The sequence below is a fragment of the Rothia sp. HMSC036D11 genome, from assembly GCF_001814205.1.
GTDB lineage: Bacteria > Actinomycetota > Actinomycetes > Actinomycetales > Micrococcaceae > Rothia > Rothia dentocariosa.
In genome coordinates, this window is record NZ_KV815316.1 from 40280 (window position 1) to 61148 (window position 20869).

A 20869-nucleotide genomic window follows, 5' to 3' on the forward strand; every position below is an offset into this window, starting at 1 on the left:
AGTTCAACAACGGTTGCGGTGAGGTATTATCACCGCAACCTGCTTTTAAGGCGCACGCTGTTTACTCGCTCAGTACCGCCACAATTTCTTGAACAATCTGCCAGTTTTCACCGCGCTTTTTCCAGGTGATGGTGAAAAGAAAATCCTGCTCCTGCGAGCCCTGACTCATCCTGCGTTTGAGCACAATAGTTCCAGTTTCGCCGTCAGAATCGGCAAAAAGTATGGTGTGCGCTGTGTTCAGGGGTGCGGCGCCGCTGTCTTTGAGTGCTTGAAAGAAATCGATATTGTCCTGTTTTGAGAGAATCTGCACCGTATTATCCGGCAGGATCCGCACAAATTTTAGGTCGTCGGCGTACACCCGCTGCAGAAAATCAATATCGTAGCTGGTACCGCGCGAAATCAATTCTTCGGTAAGTGTTTTCATCGTTTCGTCAATCATGATGCCCTCCATCATCTGAGGCGGAAATACGTACAAGCTCAGCCTAGCAAAGGAAACAGTCATGACTATCCCCTGGCCCCCTGCAGCTCAAACCGCTCACAACCCTCAAGCGGTGGCACATATCCTCAAGACCCTGCCTGAATGGTTTGGACGTGAAGAGTCCAATGCCGAATACATACATGCTGCTGAACGACTGGAAACGTGGACGGTAACCCATCCGGAAACCCACGAAGTTGTGGGTATCATGCTGATCACCCAGCACTACCCGGTTGAGGCAGAAATTCATTTGCTGGCAGTAGATGCCGCCTTTCACGGATACGGAATTGGCACTTCCCTAATAAGTGCATTTCAAAAGGAGGCACGTAACCGTGGTATCAGGCTGATACAGGTTAAGACGCTTGGGGAATCTTTTTTCAACGAACCGTACCAACGCACCCGAAATTTCTATAAAGCTGTAGGGTTTTTACCTCTTGAAGAGACAGACCTGTGGGGCGAAGATACTCCCTGTCTGATTATGGTAAAAGCAATCTAACTGGCTTGACGTACATAGAGCGTAGGCTTCATCCTTCCAAAAGCTTACGCTTCTCAATACGTCTAAAACGGGTTCTAACATTTCTTGAGCCCCTCACAACGTCATGTATAGACCTATTCCAATGTAACAACCGCATCGCAGCGGGCAATGTCTTCAGGGCGGTGCGAGACCAAAACAGTTGCCATTCCGCTGGTGCGAGTTGCCGTGTCCAGATCAGCCATAAGCGCCGCAGCTGATTCAGAATCCAAATGCGCGGTAGGCTCATCCAGCAAAAGCACCGGAGATTCCACGAGCAGGGCACGAGCCACCGCAAGACGCTGCCGCTGGCCTCCCGACAGGAACCCGCCACCAGCACCAACACGGGTGTGCAGACCTTCCGGCAAGGTGCTGTACCACTCCCCCAAACCTACACGCTGCAGAGCTTTTATCATCTGTTCTTCACTCGGGCGATCAGCACGATCGCGCGCCAAGAGTAAATTACCTTCAAGAGTAGACTCAAAAATATGCGCAGCCTGTGGGCACCATGCCGCATACCCTCGAAGCTGATCGTTCCCCAGCGCTTTCCCGTAGGAGCAAATTTCGCCAGCTTCCAACGGCAAAAAACCCAAAAGAGTCGCCAGCACGGTGCTCTTACCCGAACCTGAGGGACCGGTAATTCCCGTCCACTTTCCGGTATGCGCCGTAGCGTTAAGATGCTCAAAAACGGGCTTATCCATGCTCGACCACTGAGCGGCAGCATCAACAAGTTCAAGAGCAGGTTCCTGCCCCTGAGGGGCGCGAACACGCCCAGCATGAGATGTATCCTGTGTATCGTCCTCAAGGTCTGAAATACTATTTTCATCCGCAATACCGGGAGCAATCTGCGCCAACAGAGTGGCAAAAGAAGACCACGAACGCACCGCTTCTATATGCTGCACGGAACTTTCTATCATTGCCGTACACATGAGAACTACGGCGGCAGACTCCGGAGCACCTACCGTTCCCGATACCGCTAACGGATGCGCAATAATTGCGCACCACAGTGCTGCTCCGAACCAGCTCAGGGTCACAAGCGCCCTACCAAGACCTTGGGCATACGAGGTGCGAGTCAATGCGGCAACATTGCGGTCATTCAAACGTGTTGTAGCAATCTCAATGCTCGGCGCAACCCCGTTAGCGCGAATATCTTCTGCAGCGCTCAGCGCACCGGTGCCTAAACGCAGAAGCTCAGCTGTACTTTCTCGTGTGGTTTCCTCAGCGTGAGCGTCCGCGCGCGTAACAGCCCATGGCACAAAAATTGTTGTTATCAAAGCTGCGAGCGCTACGGGCACAATAGCCTGAGGTAGCACAACAATGGTGGTTATTAGCGCTGTTAACATCACAAGCACATGTGCAGCGGGTGGAATAAGAACACGCGGAATACTGTCGCGCAGCTCATCTATGCCGCCAATAAGCCTTTCCAGCAGGGCGTCGCCGCGAAGCAGGGCCCGCACGCTGCCAACATTAAGATAGGCCCCGGTCCAGGCGCGCACACGCAGAGTATTCGCTGCGGTCAAGACTTTAGCGTGGGTAAGTAAACGCTCGGCATATCGAGCACAGGCACGCCCTAGCCCAAAGAAGCGCACACCAACGATAGCTACCATAAGGAACATCATGGCTGGACCTTCGGCTGCACGCACGATAAGCCATCCTGAGAGCGCGGTCAGAGAAATTGCGGCAAGGGAGGTGAGGGCGGCAAGAATTACCGGCGGTAGCCCCTGTAATATGCCCAGCCCCGTAAGATTCCGCAGTGTTTTGAGGGTTTTCATGACTCCAACAGTATGTTCTGTGTTTTCTCGAACCATCTTTTCAGGAGCGTTGTGTAACGTTGGGCCATGCTCAGCAGAGGTATCGGCTGAGTCCTGCTTATGCGGGGCTGCAGCGGGGATAATCTTGGGCGCCTCATTCTGGACGATGCTCCACCGATACACCTGTTCATGCGATGGTTTCGCATGCGCTCCCTCGACTACTGCTGATGCCTGCACCACGCTATCGCAGTACTCGGTAAGTTCCGTTTCATGGGTCACGATTAGAACGGTTACTCCGCGTTCTGCGAGTGCGTCCAGGGACTGAGTTACAAGGTGGGCGGCGTGTGCATCCAGGTGGGCGGTAGGTTCATCTACTAGAACGGTAATCTGGAGATTTTGATGGTGATCGGCTGCACGGTGGAGGGCATCAATGCGAGCTAAGATGCGGGCGCACGCCAACCTGCGCGCTTGACCCGCGCTGAGCGATTCGGGGCTGAGCTCGCTCAGGTTTTCGAGCCCGAGCTTCCACAGATAGTTCTCTAGGCGTTCACGATCTGAGGGGCGTATCTGTGTTTCCCCCGTGAGAAGTTTAGCCGCATAGTCCTCTTCGCTGCGATCGGCGCTGAAGGCATAGAGCGCCATCTCGTGCAGGACCGTGGGGGCGGCGAAAATAGGATTCTGCGGAATACTCAGGGTGTTTCCGGCACCTATAATGCGGCCAGTTACTTTAATCGGTTCGGATGCGCCGGTTGGTACCAGTCCGTCTCGGACGCTCCCAGAAAGCACTCCGAGGAGCGTTGATTTACCGCATCCTGATGCTCCCAGAATGCCTACTAACGCTCCGCGCTGTTTTCCTACCGCGCTTGGGCGCTTCGAAGTACGTGGAATATTCAGGTTTACTGAGTCTAAGATCTGTGTACGTCCGGGGTATGTGACCGAGAGGTTCTCAATCACAAGGTGCTCGGGTGTTTCGGGAGTCGTCGATACTTTTTCGCAGGAAGCGCTCACAGAGGCTTCTGGTACAGGAGTGTCAAGGACTGTACGTGCAGATCGAAGTGCGGCTATGCCGTCTTCAGATTGGTGGTAGGCTGCACCTACATCACGCAAAGGCTGGTAGCATTCAGGGGCTAGCAGGAGTACAAGGATTGCGGTATCGAGTCCGAGTGTGCCCTGTACCAGGCGCACGCCAATGAGCACGGCGATCAGTGCCACCGAGATGGTCGTGATAAGTTCTAAAGCGAGCGAAGACATAAATGCGCTGCGAAGCGTCTGCATGGTACGTTCGCGGTATTGTTCACCCAGCTTCCTAAGAGCACGAGTTTGTGCACGTTCACGCCCCAGCCCGATCAATACGGGCAGCCCACGGATGAGTTCAAGAATATGGTCTGATAGACGGTGCAGCTCGGCTTGAGCAGCGGCGGTATCTTCACGTGTGGTTTTACCGATAAGTACCATGAAGATCGGAATAAGCGGCAGGGTGCACGCTAGGACGAGGGCACTTGTGATATCCAATGAGAGCACAATAAACCACAGCAGAACGGGCACTACGGCGACCGAGACAAAGGCGGTCAGGGTTTTAGTGTAGTAATCATCGAGCGCGTTCAGTCCCCGCGCCAGCAGAACGGCGGTTGCGCCTGTACCTTCAGGGGTGTCTGCCCCTCCTGTGGCTAAGACACGATGCACAAGTTTTTGGCGGATACTTGCTTTGGCTCCTACGGCTGCACGCTGAGCACTTATGGACAGCGCATAATCGGCGCCTGCACGTGCAGCAAGCGCTATTAATGCCGTGACGATTAGCCCCCATGTTATGGCGTTTCCGGTGCCAAGAAGATTGCCTAGTCCTAGAAGCCATCCATTGGTACTGTCGAGTTTCGCTTGTGAGTTACCCGAGAATTCGATGAGAGCGCGATAGGTTTCTGGATCGCTGGCAGCCTTTAGATGCTCGTGCTCGGCGGTGAGTGCGGTAAATCCGGCGTGGGCTGCTCGGGCAGTGAGGGATGCGAGCGCCGCACTAAAGATCACGGTTGCCAGTGTGTGTATCCCGGTGATAAGCCCGAAAACCCCTAGGTTTTTACGGGCGTCTGGTCCTAGCGGAGGACGTTTATCGTTGTTGCGCTGTGTTTTATTGGCGCGTGGGCTCACGTCTCGTTCCTTCCCTACCGCTAAAGTGAGTGTGGATATTTTCTCCGGTGTGTTTCCTAGTTTAGACACTGGTGGCGGGCTTGTCTGCTTTCGGTTTTAAAGTATTTCCGGTGCCTTCATATGTTGCTGAAAGCACCGGAAATACTTCTGTACCCTCCCGATTACCGGGTACATTCTTGGCTATGACGCCCTGTTCGGGTGCGTCACCAGCTCGCTAGCATCGTGGGCATCGGGGATATTTTCAACGCGCAAACGCTTGCGGAACACCCAGTATGTCCAGACTTGGTACACGATAATAACGGGCAATCCAAATCCACTCACAACGCTCATAACTCCAAGTGTGTACTCCGAGCTTGAGGCGTTTGCAATGGTGAGCGAATGAGCCGCGTCCAAGGTTGAAGGTAGTACGTTGGGGAAAAGAGCGGTGAAAATCGCCAGCGCGCCAAAAGCCATGAAGAAGCTCAGACCTGCGAAGGCACGGCCTTCACGTGAGCTTCGGGCGCTTATCCATGCAAAGAGCACTGCAAATACGGCAAGAATAGTGCATAGCCAGGAAATACCGTTACCGGTTGTAACCTGCATGTACAGTACCCAGAGCACGATAGGCAAAAGCAGAAGCGGAAGCCAACGCACCAGGGCGGTGCGTGCGCGGTGGCGTATATCTCCATCGGTTTTCAAGGCAACAAAGGCAAGTCCTTGCACGAGGGCAAACCCTACAAGAGAGAGGCCGCCTAGAAGCACGGGCCAGGAGGCCCAGGCGAAGGCACCGCCTACACGGTCACCGTTGGCATTAATTGGTAAGCCAATGGAGGTCAGCGCAAGAAGCGCACCTACCAGTAAAGCGATGAAGAATGATGATAGCGAGAGAGTGATAGTCCAACCGCGAATCCATCGTTCATCGTTTTTCTTACCGCGATACTCAATAGCAACCACGCGGAAGATCAGGGCAAGCAGCGCTAAAGTTAGTGGAATATATAGGGCTGAGAATAGGGATGCGTACCATAACGGGAACGCCGCGAAGGTAGCAGCACCACCGGTAACAATCCAAACTTCATTACCATCCCATACGGGACCGATCGTGTTCAGAAGCAGGCGTCGCTCTTTCTCGTTTTTGGCGAAGATGCTCATGAGCATGCCCACGCCCAAATCGAAACTGTCGAGGATAAGGTAGCCAATCCAGAAAATACCGATAGCGACGAACCAGATGGTTGGTAGCAGTGGCTGCCCGGCAAAGATATTAAAGTCGAAGGTCATCGTTTAGAATCCTTACCCGCCTAGTAGGCGAACTCCAAGACATCGCGCTTATCGTGACCGCTCTTTTCGCCGTCCTGCTCGTGTTCAGAGCGCACGAGTTCGGGCATAGCGGCTACTACACCAGCCTTTATATATTTAGTCAGCAGGTAAATTTCAACCACCATCAGGATGCCGTACACCGCTCCTAGTGCGATAAGCGAGAATAGTATCTCTTCACCGCTCACACCCGGAGAAACCGCTGCTGCCGTGAACATGAGGATAGACGGATCCCCTTCAGGGTTGGGCGCCACCACGAAGGGCTGGCGTCCCATTTCGGTGAAGATCCAGCCGAGGGCGTTGCCGAAGAAGGGAGCCCAAATTCCCCACAAAGCCAGGGTTTTCAGCCACTTGGCTTCGGGAACAGTACCGGTTCCTTTTTTACGGGTAACCCATAGTACGTAGACGTACGAAAGTGCACCAATACCACCAAGCGTGATCATGCCCCGGAATCCGTAGTAGGTGACTTCCATAAGGGGCAAATAGTTGATCTTCTGCCCAGCGCGATCACCGTAGAGCGGGTTATCCGCCAGATGCGTACCGTATTTAGCTTCGTATTCAGGCATAAGGGTTTTCACACCCTTGACCTCGGTGGTGAAATCTTCGTGGGCCAGGAATGAGAGCGCACCGGGAACCTCAAGCACTGCCTGCACTTTATCACAGTCTTGAGAACCCAGAGAAGATATAGAAAGAACCGAGAAACCGGTACCGTCATGGCATGCTGCCTCGGCAGCCGCCATTTTAAGGGGCTGCTGATGAATCATGAGCTGAGCTTGAGCGTGACCGCTAAGAGCCACACCAGAGAACCCGATGAGACCCACAATCGCGCCGATGCGCAGGGAACGGAACCAAACCTTGTAGTCGGTCTTATCACGACCGCCAACTTCGGCATCTCCAACTACAACCTTGCCATCCTCTACGATGTCAATGCCGTCACGGCGTCGGCGCCAGAGCTTATACCAGGAAATACCGACCAGGAATCCACCGGCGACCTGAATGGCGCCAAAGATCACGTGGGGGAAGGTAAGAAGCGCGGTGTTATTTGTGAGAACAGCCCAAATATCAGTCATACGGGGACGGCCATCGACCATTTCAACGCCTACCGGATGCTGCATCCAGGAGTTTGCCACCAGAATAAAGTATGCGGATACCCAAGAACCGAGAACCGCCATGAAGAGGCATAGGGCGTGAACTTTGGGCTTGAGTTTGTCCCATCCAAAGATCCAAAGCCCCAGGAAGGTTGATTCGATAAAAAAGGCAAAAAGACCTTCCATAGCTAGCGGCGCACCAAAGACGTCACCCACAAAACGCGAGTATTCACTCCAAGCCATACCAAACTGGAATTCCTGCACTAAACCGGTTGCCACACCCATTGCGAAGTTGATGAGGTAGAGCTTTCCCCAGAACTTCGTCATACGTTTGTATTCGTCTTTTTTCGTGAAGATATAGCGCAGGTACAGGAAGGTGACGACCATACCCAAGCCGAGGGTTAGGGGCACCATAAAGAAGTGGTAGACGGTCGTGATACCGAACTGCCACCGCCCAATGTCAAGGGGATCCATGTACATGATCCTTTTCTAGAATGTGTAAAGTCTACTGTTGGCAGACACGCCCGGGAGCGTAGCACACCTCCGGAAGTCAGGTGCACATATCTCAGGATGTCTTACATAGGTAAGGTAACGCGTTTTAAAAACGGCATGAACCAGGCAAGTTTTACACTCAGGTGTGCATGGCTTGACGAACCTATAAAGGTAGTTAACACAATTATTGCTTTTTATGCGCTTTGACCCGTAGATATTGGGAGAAATTTCAAGATAAGCATCACGCCTTGGTGATGCCTTTCCTAAAACTTTCCAAGAAATCGAAGGTCAGCAATTTACACGTACTAAGGTGACTCCCCCAAATTATGAGGAGAGACACCTTTTTCTTATAGTCATACATGATTTATGAAGAAGGACACAGTGAGTATAATCACCAATATTTGCAGCGTCAAATATCTGTCAAAAAGAGGTTTCAACTCTCCTGCGTCAGATTGTTCACAGGTGCAAGCTAAATATCAATATTGTCCTGATCGAGCTGATGCGCACCAGCAATAATAAATTCCTTACGCGGAGCAACCTCCGCCCCCATCAGGAGCGAGAAAGCCTGCTCAGCTGCCTCCGCGTCTTCAATTCGGATGCGGCGTAGCATACGATGCCGGGGATCCATCGTAGTTTCGGCAAGTTGGTCGGCATCCATCTCACCCAAACCTTTATAGCGCTGAATAGGCTCTTTATAGCCCTTACCCTCAGCCTGCAGCTGGCCCAGCAGTTCATGCAGCTGACGTTCTGAATAGGTATACACCATCTCGTTCGGTTTACCTCGGTTAATAACCTCTACACGATGCAGCGGCGGTACCGCTGCATACACGCGACCGTCTTCGATGAGCGGGCGCATGTACCGGTACATGAGAGTAAGAAGCAGGGTACGAATATGAGCACCGTCAACATCGGCATCGGTCATCATGATGACTTTGCTGTAGCGTGCCGCCTCCAGCTCGAATGTACGCCCAGAACCGGCACCAATTACCTGGATTAGGGCCGCGCATTCGGCGTTCGCCAGCATATCTGTTACCGAGGCACGCTGAGTGTTCAGAATCTTGCCGCGAATCGGTAGAAGCGCCTGATAGGCCGAGGATCGCGCCAAGCGGGCGGTACCCAGTGCAGAGTCACCCTCCACAATAAACAGCTCAGAATGCTCTACGTTTGTTGACCGGCAGTCCACAAGTTTTGTTGGCATTGAGGAAGATTCCAAGGCAGTTTTGCGCCTCTGAGTTTCCTTGTGAATACGTGCTGAGATGCGGGTTTTCATCTCAGACACAACTTTTTCACACAGAGCTGCAGCCTGTGCTTTCTCGGCGCGTGCCGTAGAGTTCAGCCGAGCCTTGAGCTGATCACCAACTACTTTAGAGACGATCTGCCGCACAGCCGGCGTTCCCAGAATTTCCTTTGTCTGCCCCTCGAATTGAGGCTCCGCAAGACGCACCGTCAGCACGGCGGTAAGACCGGCGAGCGCATCGTCTTTCTCGATCTTGTCGTTGCCAACCTTAAACTTTCGAGCGTTGTCGGCAAGATGCTTGCGGAATGTTTTGAGAAGTCCTTGTTCAAACCCCGTGGCGTGGGTTCCGCCTTTGGGCGTGGCAATAATATTGACGAAGCTGCGGATTGTCGTCTCGTAGCCAATGCCCCAGCGCAGAGCAATATCAACCTCGCACTCACGGTCAACTTCGGTGAGCTTAGAGCGCCCATCCGAGCCTAGAACGGGTACGGTTTCCGTAAAAGAGCCTCTGCCGCTAAAACGCCAAATATCGGTCACGGCAGAGTCATGGGCCAGGAATTCAACAAATTCGCTAATGCCGCCGTCATGCTGAAAGACCTCTTCGTAAGGGCCGAACTCCCCCGGAGTTCCAGGGATGCGCCGCTCGTCTCGAATAGCAATGCGCAGCCCGGGAATAAGGAATGAAGTTTGGCGGGCACGTGCCACCAAATCCTCGTAGCTAAAACGCGCATCCGGGGTAAAAATCTGCGGATCAGCCCAATACCGTACTCTGGTTCCAGTTACACCACGCTTGGCGCGCCCCACGATCTGAAGCGCAGGATGTTTCTCATCTGCAGGAGTAAAAGAGTCTTCAGGCTTAGGAGTGCGCCCGGAATCGAACACGCCCGGTAGCCCATGTCGAAAGGACATCTGATAGGTTTTTGACCCGCGATCTACCTGAACGTCAAGACGTGATGAAAGCGCGTTCACCACCGAGGCGCCCACACCGTGCAGACCGCCCGATGCCGTGTACGATCCGCCGCCAAATTTGCCGCCAGCATGGAGTTTCGTGAAAACCACTTCTAGCCCGGAAAGCCCGGTTCGAGGCTCAACATCGGTAGGGATACCACGACCGTCGTCCTGTACTTCAACAGAACCGTCTCGGTAGAGAATGATCTGAATTGACTGTCCGTAACCGGCAAGAGCCTCATCAACAGAGTTATCAATAATCTCCCAGAGGCAGTGCATAAGACCGCGGGAATCGGTCGAACCAATATACATGCCCGGGCGCTTACGCACCGCTTCAAGACCTTCGAGAACCGAGAGGTGTCGGGCAGTATAGTTCGAGGCAGCCAAGATGTTCCCTTTCGAAATGGTTTTCTTCGTAAGTCTATTCTATCGTGCACCGCAGGTAACTTGTGTTCACTCTCGTCACGGACATTTCATGTGTAGTCCATCCTGGACGCTGAGAGCGAAAGGGTCAGGGCGAAGGTATGGCACCGAGGGTATGTGTGGTTGGATAGAGTTACGACAATTCTAGGAACCTATGAGAACTTCAGTAAGGGAGATTTTCAGTGAATGCTCATGCAACTCTCGAATCTGTTGATTCGCGTACGTTGAATTCCCACGACCGTTGCGATGCGTGTGGTTCTCAGGCATATATTCGTGCGGTCTTGCCTTCCGGGAGTGAACTGTTCTTCTGCGGTCACCACGGACGTGCCCACGAAGAAAAGCTCAAAGGGCTTGAAGGCATCTTGTTGTGGGACGATCAGACGTCACGACTTTAGGGCGAGATTCCCGAGGGGGTGACATCCGCCAGTAAATTACCAAGGGTACGACTTCTTCTTGACGGAGGAAGTCGTACCCTTGAAGTTTCTAATGCGTTTCGCCGGTCGCCCGCGCCGAGCTTTCATGCCTATTAGTCACCATAATATTGGACGAGAAATAGAACTCTTCCGGCAGTTCGTTAGTCACAGGACCGTGCGGAAATTCGCTAATCTTAGGCACAAAATACCAGTCCATCAGCTCGGCGCTTGTCTGTTTCAGGATCTTACGCACACGCATGGCGCGCGCTACTTGACGGCGAAGTCGTGGGGTATCTTTCTGCGTCGAGGTAAAAATCCACGGTTTCTCGTATCCTTCAGCGACGGTACCGAAGGTAATCTGCAAGAACCCATCGTCGGTCGTGGAATAAAGAAGATCATTGGGCATAATATCGGTGAACGCGAGCATCCAGCTATGTCGGCGCTCATAGCATTCACGGGTTGTCTGCAAAGCCGCGATAAGGCGGTGGTCAATCAAGAGCTCTACCCGACGTTCCGTGATGTCCCCCAGCTTGGCGTAGTTCCCAAAAGCGCGGTTTGCGCCGGAACGACGCGGCCATTTGGTGACGGCTCCATGAGGAACTTCTCCCGCAAAGGTGAACGGACCGCGAATAGTACCGGCCAAACGTAACCGTTCAAAGGGTGCTGTAGGCAGAAAAGTGTAAAGCAACCTATCGGCGCTTACCGATTTGCCCCAGCGTGCAACTTCAAAAATAGTTGGTTCCGGTCCTACAGGGTACATACGGGGCATAGGCCGCCCATATTCGTCAAAACCCTCACGGGATTTTCCATCCGGCAGATAACCTTCCAGAGTTGCTCCCACCGGTCGAGTCCATGATCCTGAATAGGGTTTGACGATGCGCGGGTTCTGCACCGGAAGAATGCTGGTGCGTCCACCGAAGTAGGCGGGCATCCTTTCCAGATTGCGCCATGCGTATTTTGCGGCAACTGCTTCGCGCCACCAAAGGGGCCGTTTACCGGGGGTTTGCCCGCCCAAACAGTGCATCAAGACCCAAAACCCTGCCCAGAGAAAGCATAAAGCTGCGCCGCTCAGAGTTACGATACTTCCAACCAGTGCTGCGGTACCTGTCGCCCAGATATTGATGCCCACCCATGCTGTTAAGAGCCCCCAGCATCCCATGGCATAGGGCCCGAGAGTTATCACTGGATCAACTACTTTAACAGCGGCGATAACACGCCGATTGAGCCCGCGCCAGATATAAGAGTATGCCCACAGCGCGGGAATCAGCAGAATAATCATTACAGCAAAGAGAACAATCATCAGGGCCTCAAAGCATATCTGTTGCCGTATATATTACTTACCATTGTGCCTTGTACCAGAATCGTTTTATACGATCTTCACGGTCGAAGCTGAGAAAGAGATGACCGCAACGTTCTTTCTTCAGAAGATGTCGTACATACCCGATTGATGTGCTAAAACACTCCGATCATGTGTCTTTATGAAAGAACCTCATAGGACGCATGATTATTTATGCTCAAGAGCTTGCTGCAGATGCGGAACTAATGCTTCAAAGGCACGCGCCCGGTGACTTATTGAATTTTTGATCTCCGCCGGGATCTGGGCACACGACTGGTCCGTATAGGCTCCATCATAAAGCGCGTTGTCACCATTAAGCTCCACCGGCATCATAATAGGATCATACCCAAACCCGCCGTTCCCCTGCGGTGCGTGCAAAAGCGTTCCAGGAAGCTCGCCGTACTCAACTGCTTCATACCCACCGAGCGCTGAAGGAACAGCTAAGGAGGCGGCACAGCAGAATTTAGCGGCACGGTGTTCATCGCTGATATCACAAAGTTGTTTCAACAGCAGGGTGAGATTCGCGGTATCGTCCCCATGCTCCCCTGCCCAGCGCGCCGAAAAAATGCCGGGAGCGCCGTGAAGAACCTCAACGGAAAGACCCGAATCATCGGCAATAGCGATACACCCTGTAGATTCTGCCACGGCACGTGCCTTGAGCAATGAATTCTCGGCAAATGTTACCCCGGTCTCTGGAACATCGGGGGCATTGATGCTGGCGGCGTCGACCACATCGGTATCCACGTTCAGCCCAACAATACGGTTACGCAAAATTTCGCGAAGTTCGCGCAGCTTACCTTGATTGCGACTCGCTAAGACAACCTTAACCATAAAAGTATTACCCCTCTTCAAGAGATTCACGCTGTATCCGAGCAAGTTCGGCGGTGCCTTCTAAAGCAAGATCGAGCAAAGCATTCAGCTCATCACGGTCAAACGGTGCACCCTCTGCCGTACCCTGAACCTCCACAAATTTCCCGGAACCAGTCACGACCACGTTCATATCAGTTTCAGCGCGCACATCCTCGGTATAGGGCAAATCAAGCATGGGAGTACCGTCGATAATACCCACAGAAATAGCGGATACAGAGTCTTTTAAAGGCTTATCACTGGGTGAAAGCAGACCATTACGCTGTGCCCACGCGATAGAATCGGCGAGCGCTACATAGGCACCCGTGATCGAAGCGGTACGTGTTCCGCCATCTGCCTGAAGAACATCGCAATCCAGAACAATGGTATTTTCTCCCAACGCATTCATATCGATAATGGCACGCAAGGATCGCCCAATAAGACGGGAAATTTCGTGTGTACGACCGCCAATCTTTCCCTTGACGGATTCACGCGAAGACCGGGTTCCTGTAGCACGCGGAAGCATAGCGTACTCTGCGGTTACCCAACCTTTTCCTTCACCTTTGAGCCAGCGTGGTACCCCTTCCGTGAAGGATGCGGTGCACAGCACCCGGGTATCGCCGAACTCTACCAGCGCAGACCCTTCGGCTTGGTTTGACCACCCACGAGTGATGATGATGGGGCGCAGTTCGTTGAGGGCACGACCGTCGGCACGGGCTACAGAAGTCATAGTTCTCCTACTCTTCTTCCGGGGGAAGAGATATGTTTGACATGGGTGGATCGAGCAGTTCGATAACGTTCAGGGTTGAAGTCGGCGGATGCGTGGGCGCTGGCCTAGGATGCACGCGATAGCTTGCTGCAACCTCGGCGACGCCTACCGGCCCGTCAAATGCGCTTTGTGCCTCGGCACGGGCGATATCGGGGTCATTCCACACGGGCAGATGCGTTAACAAAAGGTTGCGTACCCCGGCTTCTTGGGCTGCTTCACCGGCGCGCTTACCGGTCAGGTGAATACCATGCAGCGCGTCGTCACGCCCTTCTTGGTATGCCGCCTCGCATAGGAAAAGATCAGCGCCGCGGGCAGCCTTGATGAGCCCATCGCATGTATCGGTATCACCGGAGTAAGCAAAAAGTGTTCTGCCGTCCCGGCTATTGCAGGTAATACGCAGGGCGTAAGGGTCTTTAGCGGGGTGGAGTACCCTGAATGGCTCGACCGTGAAAGGTCCAATTTCGACTTTATGCCCTTCGTCCCAAGTATGATATTCAAACTCAGTACTCATGCCCGGGTCTGGGTCAAGCCCGTGCGTTGCCGAAAGATATTCGTTAATGGCAGCAGGTCCGTAGAGAGGAATCCTACCTTTGGGCCAGCCTCGGGGATCCCATTTCACGGCAACATGCAAACCGGAGAGGTCAATGCAGTGGTCAGGGTGAAGATGCGATATCAGGATAGCGTCAATCTCAGCTAGGTCAATATACCGTTGAAGTACGCCTAGGGAGCCGTTGCCCATATCCATGAGCACACGCCACGTGCGTCCAGCATAGTCGGTTGCTGAGAGCAGATAACAGCTCGCCGGAGAATTTGGTCCGGGAAACGAGCCGGTACAGCCGATAATCGTCAAGCGCATACGGGGTGTTTCCTATTCGGTGTGTGTGAAAGCAGCAAGACTTGAGTCGATCGTGACGGAAGGCAGTCCTGAGGCTTCTTTGGAGTTGGAGTCTTTCGTAGTGGCCTTTTCGCTGCCTGCTGGTGCGGGAAGAGCCGCCAAAGAGCCTGTGGGGAATCGTTCTGCCACAGATGCCGTGTGCCGCACATTATGAACTTCTGGACCCAAGAACCTGCGCGCTAGGTTCTCGAAAGTCTCAGATTCGCCGGTCGCTAAGAATTCATGATGCGGATTCGTTTCAAGGTCAGGGTTCTCAATATTCTCGGTAAGAAGTGCCCGATAAACGTCTTTGGCAGTCTCATCTGCCGAAGAAACAAGAGTTACGTCCTCCCCCATGATGTAGGAAATAATGCCCGTCAGCAAAGGGTAGTGAGTGCAGCCAAGTACCAGCGTGTCTACTCCCGAATCTTTAAGGGGCTGCAGATATTCTTCGGCAGTACGCAAAAGTTCGGGTCCGGATGTCACGCCCTTCTCCACGAACTCGACGAATCGAGGACATGCGATAGACTGCACCATAAGGTTCGGGGCAATCGCAAATGTATCTTCGTAAGCGCGTGAGGTTACCGTTGCCTCTGTGGCGATAACCCCGATCTTACGGTTGCGGGTCGCGGCTAGTGCTCGACGCGCGGCGGGCTGAATTACCTCAATCACGGGAATACCGTAGTGGCGGGTGTAGCGTTCGCGCGCATCCCGGAGAACGGCGGCAGATGCTGTATTGCACGCAATAACCAGCATTTTTACACCGGAATCAACAAGCTCGTCCATAATGCGCAGGGCATTGGCACGAACCTCGGCAATTTTGAGCGGGCCGTAGGGTCCATGAGCGGTGTCGCCTACATAAATAATGCGCTCATGCGGCAACTGATCCATAATAGCGCGTGCAACGGTCAGACCACCTACCCCGGAGTCAAAAACTCCGATGGGTGCGCTTGATGTTGGACCAGCCGGTGGCGCGGGGGTTCCCCACGGGGTGCGGGTACGATATGGATTTGAGGTATCTAAGTTATCGCTCACGAACTTTACCTGTTGTCCTTCAGCATATGATGTACTTTATTTTCATTCTAAGGTGTTACAGATACTGTCCTGTTCTAGATAGCCGCCTCTGAGTCCTAAACCACCCTATAGGATGGGCCACATCAAGGTTCGGGCAGTGATGTTTCATATCGCATGCTGTACTGAGCTCGTTAATCTGGAAGGCATCGTGTGATGCGCTTATTTTGTCTCTGATCAGCACGTTTCTAAGACTGCGGGGTTTCCATCGAATCAAGCATCGCAACCATAAGCGAGTCCTGTACCCAGGTCACGAAATTGTACACGACCGCCAAATAATCGTCGTCGTTCTCAACCTTTGACCAGTCCGTGAGATGGTGCACCTGGTCTGCGCGTTCTTCATCAATAATGTCTAAACGGCTTCCCAAAACTAAACGGATATCGTTAAGTGCAGACGCCCACGCATGAGCGTGCTCATCACTAAGCACGATGTCTCCCGCTTCAATATCGAAAGCCAGGAGACTCAGATTTGCCACCTTCGTGGCGCGTAAATCCTGTTCGGTGTACCGGCGATATTCCAGCGCCGCCTCAGGATCGCTACTTCCTGTAGGCAGTACTCGTGCCACCGCTGGATCGTCTGGGACGCTGGGATTCTCGACAATACCGATGAGAGCTTCAAGAGGATCATGATTTTCCGAATCCGGAGATTCCAGAAGAGCAATCACGTCTTCGGCTAGATCTCGAATAAGATCAAATTCAGCCTTCTCAAATCGAGCGGCATAGCCATGCGGTGTATGTCGAAAACCCTGCGCCATAAATTAGTTCTCCGCCTTTTCAAAGCTCGCCATCAAACCCCACGCGTGCATGGCCTGGGTATGCTTTTCTGCATCCTCACGACTGCCGGTGAACACAACAGCCTTGCCGTTATTGTGCACCTGGAGCATCAGTTTCTCGGCACGACGACGGCTAAACCCGAAATGAGCGCGAAAAACATAAGAAACATAGGTCATAAGATTAACGGGATCGTTCCAGACGATTACCTGCCACGGCGTCTGCGTTTCAAGATTTTCGTCAATCGTCGCATCAAGCTCAGTGGCATCTAGAGTATCGGTCGCAAGAACAGCCGTTACAGTGTGGTTGGAAAGATGGGTGAGCTTGTTGGTCATGCATAAGATTATACTCGTGGGGGCTTTGTTCCCGCGGGATTGATTCCGTTCAAATAATCATAAATATCTTAAAGTCAAATTTACATTATGTCGCGGACAACACATCCCGTAAAGGTAGTAACCTGCCTAACAGACAACTAAAATGAGACATATGGCAACTACCTCGCTTCTAACCGACCATTACGAACTTACGATGCTCCAGGCAGCGCTCGCCTCTGGAACTGCGCATCGCCGCTGCACCTTTGAAGTCTTTACACGTCGCTTGCCCGCGAGCCGCCGCTACGGCGTGCTCGCAGGTACAGGACGCTTTCTCGAAGGGCTTCAGTCTTTCCGCTTCGATGACGAAGATCTATCTTTTCTAGCCTCTCGCAATATTGTGAATGCGCAAACCCTAAAATACCTTGAGAACTTTAGGTTTACCGGCAATATTCGAGGCTATGTCGAGGGAGAGATTTTCTTTCCGCACTCCCCCGTTGTACAGGTCGAAGCAACTTTCGCAGAAGCCTGCATCTTAGAAACCTACCTGCTGTCTATCTTGAACTATGATTCAGCTGTTGCCTCTGCAGCATCACGTATGACTGCGGCGGCGGGCCACCGTCCCTGTATTGAGATGGGCTCGCGCCGTGCGCACGAACGTGCCGCTGTATCAGCGGCACGTGCCGCTGCTATTGCAGGCTTCACTGCAACATCTAACCTGGAAGCGGGCAAGCGCTATGGGCTTCACACTCTCGGTACCAGCGCCCACGCCTTTACCCTTCTTTACGACTCTGAGCGTGAAGCCTTTGAAGCGCAACTGCAATCGTTAGGGGCACGCACGACCCTTCTTGCTGATACCTATGATGTCGAGAATGCGGTACGCCTTGGCGTGGAACTCGCGGGCGAAGAGCTCGGCGGAGTCCGCCTAGACTCAGGTGATCTGGTAGCATCGGCACAGCGCGTGCGTGAACTTCTCGATTCTTTGGGCAACCACAACACCAAGATTACAGTGACGAGTGATCTTGATGAATATGCTATTGCTTCCTTAGCCGCCGCGCCGGTAGATTCCTATGGCGTAGGCACCAGGCTAGTGACCGGCTCCGGTGCGCCTACCTCCGCAATGGTATACAAGCTGGTGGAACGTGAAAATACTGCTGGCGAGCTGGAACCCGTCGCTAAAACCTCTGCTGGCAAACGTTCTCTAGGTGGTGCAAAGCAAGCTGCGCGCCGCCACAATTCCTTGGGCATCGCTACTGCTGAGCTTATCGGAACGGGGAACAACCCCGCTGCCCTCGAAAATACTCGCGACCTCATTCGCGATTTTGTGGTTTCTGGCGAGCTCCTGCCCGGTTTTACTGGCGAGGAGGCGGTACGCAACGCAACCGAACGACATAGCGCATCCCTAGCGGAACTTCCCGAATCCGCTCGTCGCCTTTCAGAAGGCGAACCCATTATTCCCACTGAATTCATCTAGCCACAGCCCATCCAGATATTGCCAAGAAAGGGACTATACACATGGCAAAAGCGCTTATTATTGTCGACGTTCAGAATGATTTCTGCCCTGGCGGAGCCCTTGCAACACAGCAAGGCGCCAACGTGGCATCGCTAATTAGCGAATACGTTGAGGAACACCATCACCAGTACGATGCCATTGTGGCAACTCAAGACTGGCACATTGATCCGGGCGATCATTTCTCAGAAAATCCAGATTATGTGAATTCCTGGCCTGTACACTGCGTCGCCAACACCGAGGGGGCAGAGATTCACCCGAATCTTGATACCGACTATATCGAAGCATATTTCCGCAAGGGTAAGTATGAGGCGGCATATTCGGGCTTCGAGGGTCTTCAAGCTGCCGAAGATTCCGTGATGACCGGTGAGCACGATCCCGAAGCATCGTTGGAAGATGAGGCACCTAACACCCCGCTCGCCGATTGGCTCGACGAACATGATATTAAAGATGTTGATATTGTCGGGATCGCGACCGACTTCTGTGTACTAGCGACGGCAAAGGATGCAGTAGATGCCGGGTACGAAACTCGCGTTCTGATTGACCTCACGGCGCCGGTTCATGAAGACAAACTGGATGATATTATCGCCGATATGGAGGACGACGGTATTACCATCGCGGAAGTTCTCTAGTGACCTTTACCCTAAGCACGAGAATACTCTACGATCCCCTGCCCACGAACCAGTCCGCCAATTTATCCAGGCGGGCCTGAATTTGCTCCGCGGATGCCTGCGCAACTGCAGGACCACCGCAAATTTTACGCAGCTCATTATGGATAACGCCGTGTGGTTTGCCTGAACGGATAGACCAGGCTGCCACGTTTTTCGCCAGTTTATTGCGCATCTCTTTGAGCTGGCGGTGGTCCACGATCGCGGGAGCTGCTGTCGCTGGTCGGCGGGATGCGTGTTCACGCTGGCGTGCACGAAGCAGAGTACCCACCTGGTCGGCGTCCAGCAAACCGGGAATACCGAGGAAGTCTTGTTCTTCTTCCGAACCGATCTCCAGACCACCTGACGAAAATTCGGAGCCATCGAAGAGCACGCCGTGGAAGGAAGCTTGCGAACCAATCGCCTCGAATTTACCGCGCGTTAGTTGTTCGGAAGCGCGTTCCTCGCGGTTTGCTTCTTCGAGCGCTTCATCGTCCAGCCCTTCAGTCATTGGATCGATATCGTCGTCGGTGGTATGGCGATCGAGAGCGTGGTCACGCTCAACTTCCATATCATTAGCAAGCATCATCAGCTGCGGCACAGACGGCAGGAAGACAGATGCGGTTTCTCCGCGTTTACGGGCGCGCACAAAACGACCAATCGCCTGCGCAAAGAAGAGAGGTGTGCTGGTGCTGGTAGCATACACACCCACCGCCAAGCGGGGTACGTCCACCCCTTCGGACACCATGCGTACCGCGACCATCCACCGCTTGCTGCTTTCACGAAAATCGTCGATTTTAGCGGATGCTTCACGATCGTCAGAAAGTACTACGGTCGGTTTCTCTCCCGTGATCTTGTGCAGTTTTTCGGCATAGGCTTTGGCGTCGGCATGATCAGTTGCGATGACGAGCGCTCCCGCGTCAGGAACAGTGCGGCGCACTTCGGTGAGTCGTTTATCAGCCGCAGAGAGCACGGTGGGAATCCACTCACCCTGAGGATCAAGTGCGGTGCGCCATGCCTGGGCGGTAATATCTTTAGTGAATCCTTCCCCTAGATTCGCCGCCATTTCTTCTCCGGCGGAGGTCCGCCAGCGCATTTGTCCGGAATATGCCATGAAGATAACTGGCCGCACCACGTGGTCTTTCAGTGCGGGGCCATAACCATAGGAGTAATCGGCTCGCGATCGACGAATACCTTCATGGTCTTGCTCATAGGTAACAAATGGGATAGGTGAGGCATCAGATCGGAATGGTGTACCGGTCAGCGCAAGGCGGCGTGTGGCCTCATCGAAAGCCTCACGTAGACCATCGCCCCACGATAAAGCATCACCTGCATGGTGGATTTCATCGAAGATAACAAGAGTCTTGTCATTTTCGGTATTTCGGGCGTGCAGCTGCGGCTTATTAGCGACCTGCGAATATGTGAGCGCTACGCCCTTGTACTGGCGTCCAACGTGAACATCGGCGTTTTTGAAATTAGGATCGATCGGAATACCGACCTTAGCAGCGGCATCCGCCCACTGTTTCTTGAGGTGGTCGGTGGGTGCTACCACGGTAAGTTTTCGCACAACCCCGCGATCGAAGAGTTCGCGTGCCAAGGTGAGAGCAAAGGTTGTTTTGCCCGCACCAGGGGTTGCTACAGCCATAAAGTCCCGAGGGTTCGTCTCAAAATATTTTTTCATCGCCTCGGCCTGCCAGGCACGCAGACTGACGGAAGTACCCCAGGGTGCACGGTCAGGGTATGCCGGGGAGAGCTTTGGCTTAACCATGCTGTCAAACAATGTAGGCTCTTCGTACTCGCTCATGCTCTTCTCCCCCATATTTTCCTGGTTTACCTCTGCTTCAGTATTTCCCGTGTACAAAGGCTCCTGCAGAAACACAGGTTATAAATTCTACCACCGTGTCGTGATACGTCCGCGAGGGTTCGCTTAATTATTTTGCCCGGTGCGAAGTCTGTTTGAGTCC

The 20869-nt window shown here is 53.2% G+C and carries 17 protein-coding genes; 4 read left to right on the forward strand and 13 right to left on the reverse strand.

From position 1 onward, the window contains the following. Nucleotides 1–61 precede the first annotated feature (61 nt). Nucleotides 62–502: a nuclear transport factor 2 family protein gene (locus HMPREF2958_RS09935; protein ID WP_246828125.1), complete on the reverse strand. Its 441-nt coding sequence runs from the start codon at nt 500–502 to the stop codon at nt 62–64. On the opposite strand from HMPREF2958_RS09935, the gene HMPREF2958_RS09940 reads away from it, so the two are divergent. Further along, complete coding sequence (locus HMPREF2958_RS09940; RefSeq protein WP_070697873.1) at nt 501–971, forward strand: GNAT family N-acetyltransferase; 471 nt, start codon at nt 501–503, stop codon at nt 969–971. The genes HMPREF2958_RS09935 and HMPREF2958_RS09940 overlap by 2 nt on opposite strands. Before the next feature lie 113 nt (nt 972–1084). Here HMPREF2958_RS09940 and cydC read toward each other — a convergent pair whose 3' ends face one another. From cydC to HMPREF2958_RS09960, 4 genes are all read right to left on the reverse strand, one after another. Beyond that, the gene (gene cydC, locus HMPREF2958_RS09945) at nt 1085–4879 is read right to left on the reverse strand and encodes a thiol reductant ABC exporter subunit CydC (RefSeq protein ID WP_246828127.1); all 3795 of its coding nucleotides are present in this window, start codon (nt 4877–4879) and stop codon (nt 1085–1087) included. 180 nt (nt 4880–5059) lie between these two features. Then, a complete protein-coding gene (gene cydB, locus HMPREF2958_RS09950) occupies nt 5060–6133 on the reverse strand; it encodes a cytochrome d ubiquinol oxidase subunit II (protein ID WP_004004465.1) in 1074 nt (357 codons plus the stop codon). Nucleotides 6134–6153: 20 nt separating this feature from the next. Then, nucleotides 6154–7731, reverse strand: coding sequence for a cytochrome ubiquinol oxidase subunit I (locus HMPREF2958_RS09955; protein WP_070697874.1), 1578 nt, complete (start codon nt 7729–7731; stop codon nt 6154–6156). Nucleotides 7732–8218: 487 nt separating this feature from the next. Next, nucleotides 8219–10321 carry a DNA gyrase/topoisomerase IV subunit B gene (locus HMPREF2958_RS09960; protein ID WP_070697875.1) on the reverse strand — a complete coding sequence of 701 codons (2103 nt, stop codon included), beginning with the start codon at nt 10319–10321 and terminating at the stop codon, nt 8219–8221. 218 nt (nt 10322–10539) lie between these two features. On the opposite strand from HMPREF2958_RS09960, the gene HMPREF2958_RS09965 reads away from it, so the two are divergent. After that, nucleotides 10540–10752 carry a DUF7455 domain-containing protein gene (locus HMPREF2958_RS09965; protein WP_070523566.1) on the forward strand — a complete coding sequence of 71 codons (213 nt, stop codon included), beginning with the start codon at nt 10540–10542 and terminating at the stop codon, nt 10750–10752. Between the two features lie 88 nt (nt 10753–10840). Here the strand turns inward: HMPREF2958_RS09965 and HMPREF2958_RS09970 are convergent, their stop codons facing one another. The 7 genes from HMPREF2958_RS09970 to clpS form a co-directional block, all read right to left on the reverse strand. Further along, on the reverse strand, nt 10841–12070 hold the full coding sequence (locus HMPREF2958_RS09970) for a peptidase E (RefSeq protein WP_048780159.1): 1230 nt from the start codon (nt 12068–12070) through the stop codon (nt 10841–10843). A 204-nt stretch (nt 12071–12274) separates the two neighbouring features. Then, nucleotides 12275–12937 carry a non-canonical purine NTP pyrophosphatase gene (locus HMPREF2958_RS09975; protein ID WP_070697876.1) on the reverse strand — a complete coding sequence of 221 codons (663 nt, stop codon included), beginning with the start codon at nt 12935–12937 and terminating at the stop codon, nt 12275–12277. Between the two features lie 7 nt (nt 12938–12944). Further along, complete coding sequence (gene rph, locus HMPREF2958_RS09980) at nt 12945–13682, reverse strand: ribonuclease PH (protein ID WP_070697877.1); 738 nt, start codon at nt 13680–13682, stop codon at nt 12945–12947. A gap of 7 nt (nt 13683–13689) precedes the next feature. Further along, nucleotides 13690–14577: an MBL fold metallo-hydrolase gene (locus HMPREF2958_RS09985; protein WP_070697878.1), complete on the reverse strand. Its 888-nt coding sequence runs from the start codon at nt 14575–14577 to the stop codon at nt 13690–13692. A 12-nt stretch (nt 14578–14589) separates the two neighbouring features. Continuing rightward, nucleotides 14590–15630 (reverse strand): glutamate racemase, encoded by a 1041-nt coding sequence (murI, locus tag HMPREF2958_RS09990; RefSeq protein WP_070627705.1) that lies wholly within the window; start codon nt 15628–15630, stop codon nt 14590–14592. Nucleotides 15631–15854: 224 nt separating this feature from the next. After that, entirely contained in the window at nt 15855–16421 is a 567-nt protein-coding gene (locus HMPREF2958_RS09995; protein WP_070697879.1) for a DUF2017 domain-containing protein, read from the reverse strand. Nucleotides 16422–16424: 3 nt separating this feature from the next. Continuing rightward, nucleotides 16425–16772, reverse strand: coding sequence for an ATP-dependent Clp protease adapter ClpS (clpS, locus tag HMPREF2958_RS10000; RefSeq protein ID WP_013398899.1), 348 nt, complete (start codon nt 16770–16772; stop codon nt 16425–16427). 142 nt (nt 16773–16914) lie between these two features. On the opposite strand from clpS, the gene HMPREF2958_RS10005 reads away from it, so the two are divergent. Both HMPREF2958_RS10005 and HMPREF2958_RS10010 read left to right on the forward strand, forming a co-directional pair. After that, entirely contained in the window at nt 16915–18222 is a 1308-nt protein-coding gene (locus HMPREF2958_RS10005; RefSeq protein ID WP_305793674.1) for a nicotinate phosphoribosyltransferase, read from the forward strand. 41 nt (nt 18223–18263) lie between these two features. Next, nucleotides 18264–18890: an isochorismatase family protein gene (locus HMPREF2958_RS10010; RefSeq protein WP_070697881.1), complete on the forward strand. Its 627-nt coding sequence runs from the start codon at nt 18264–18266 to the stop codon at nt 18888–18890. Between the two features lie 28 nt (nt 18891–18918). On the opposite strand, the gene HMPREF2958_RS10015 is transcribed toward HMPREF2958_RS10010, so the two are convergent. Next, complete coding sequence (locus tag HMPREF2958_RS10015; protein WP_210400894.1) at nt 18919–20709, reverse strand: DEAD/DEAH box helicase; 1791 nt, start codon at nt 20707–20709, stop codon at nt 18919–18921. Nucleotides 20710–20869: the final 160 nt, after the last annotated feature.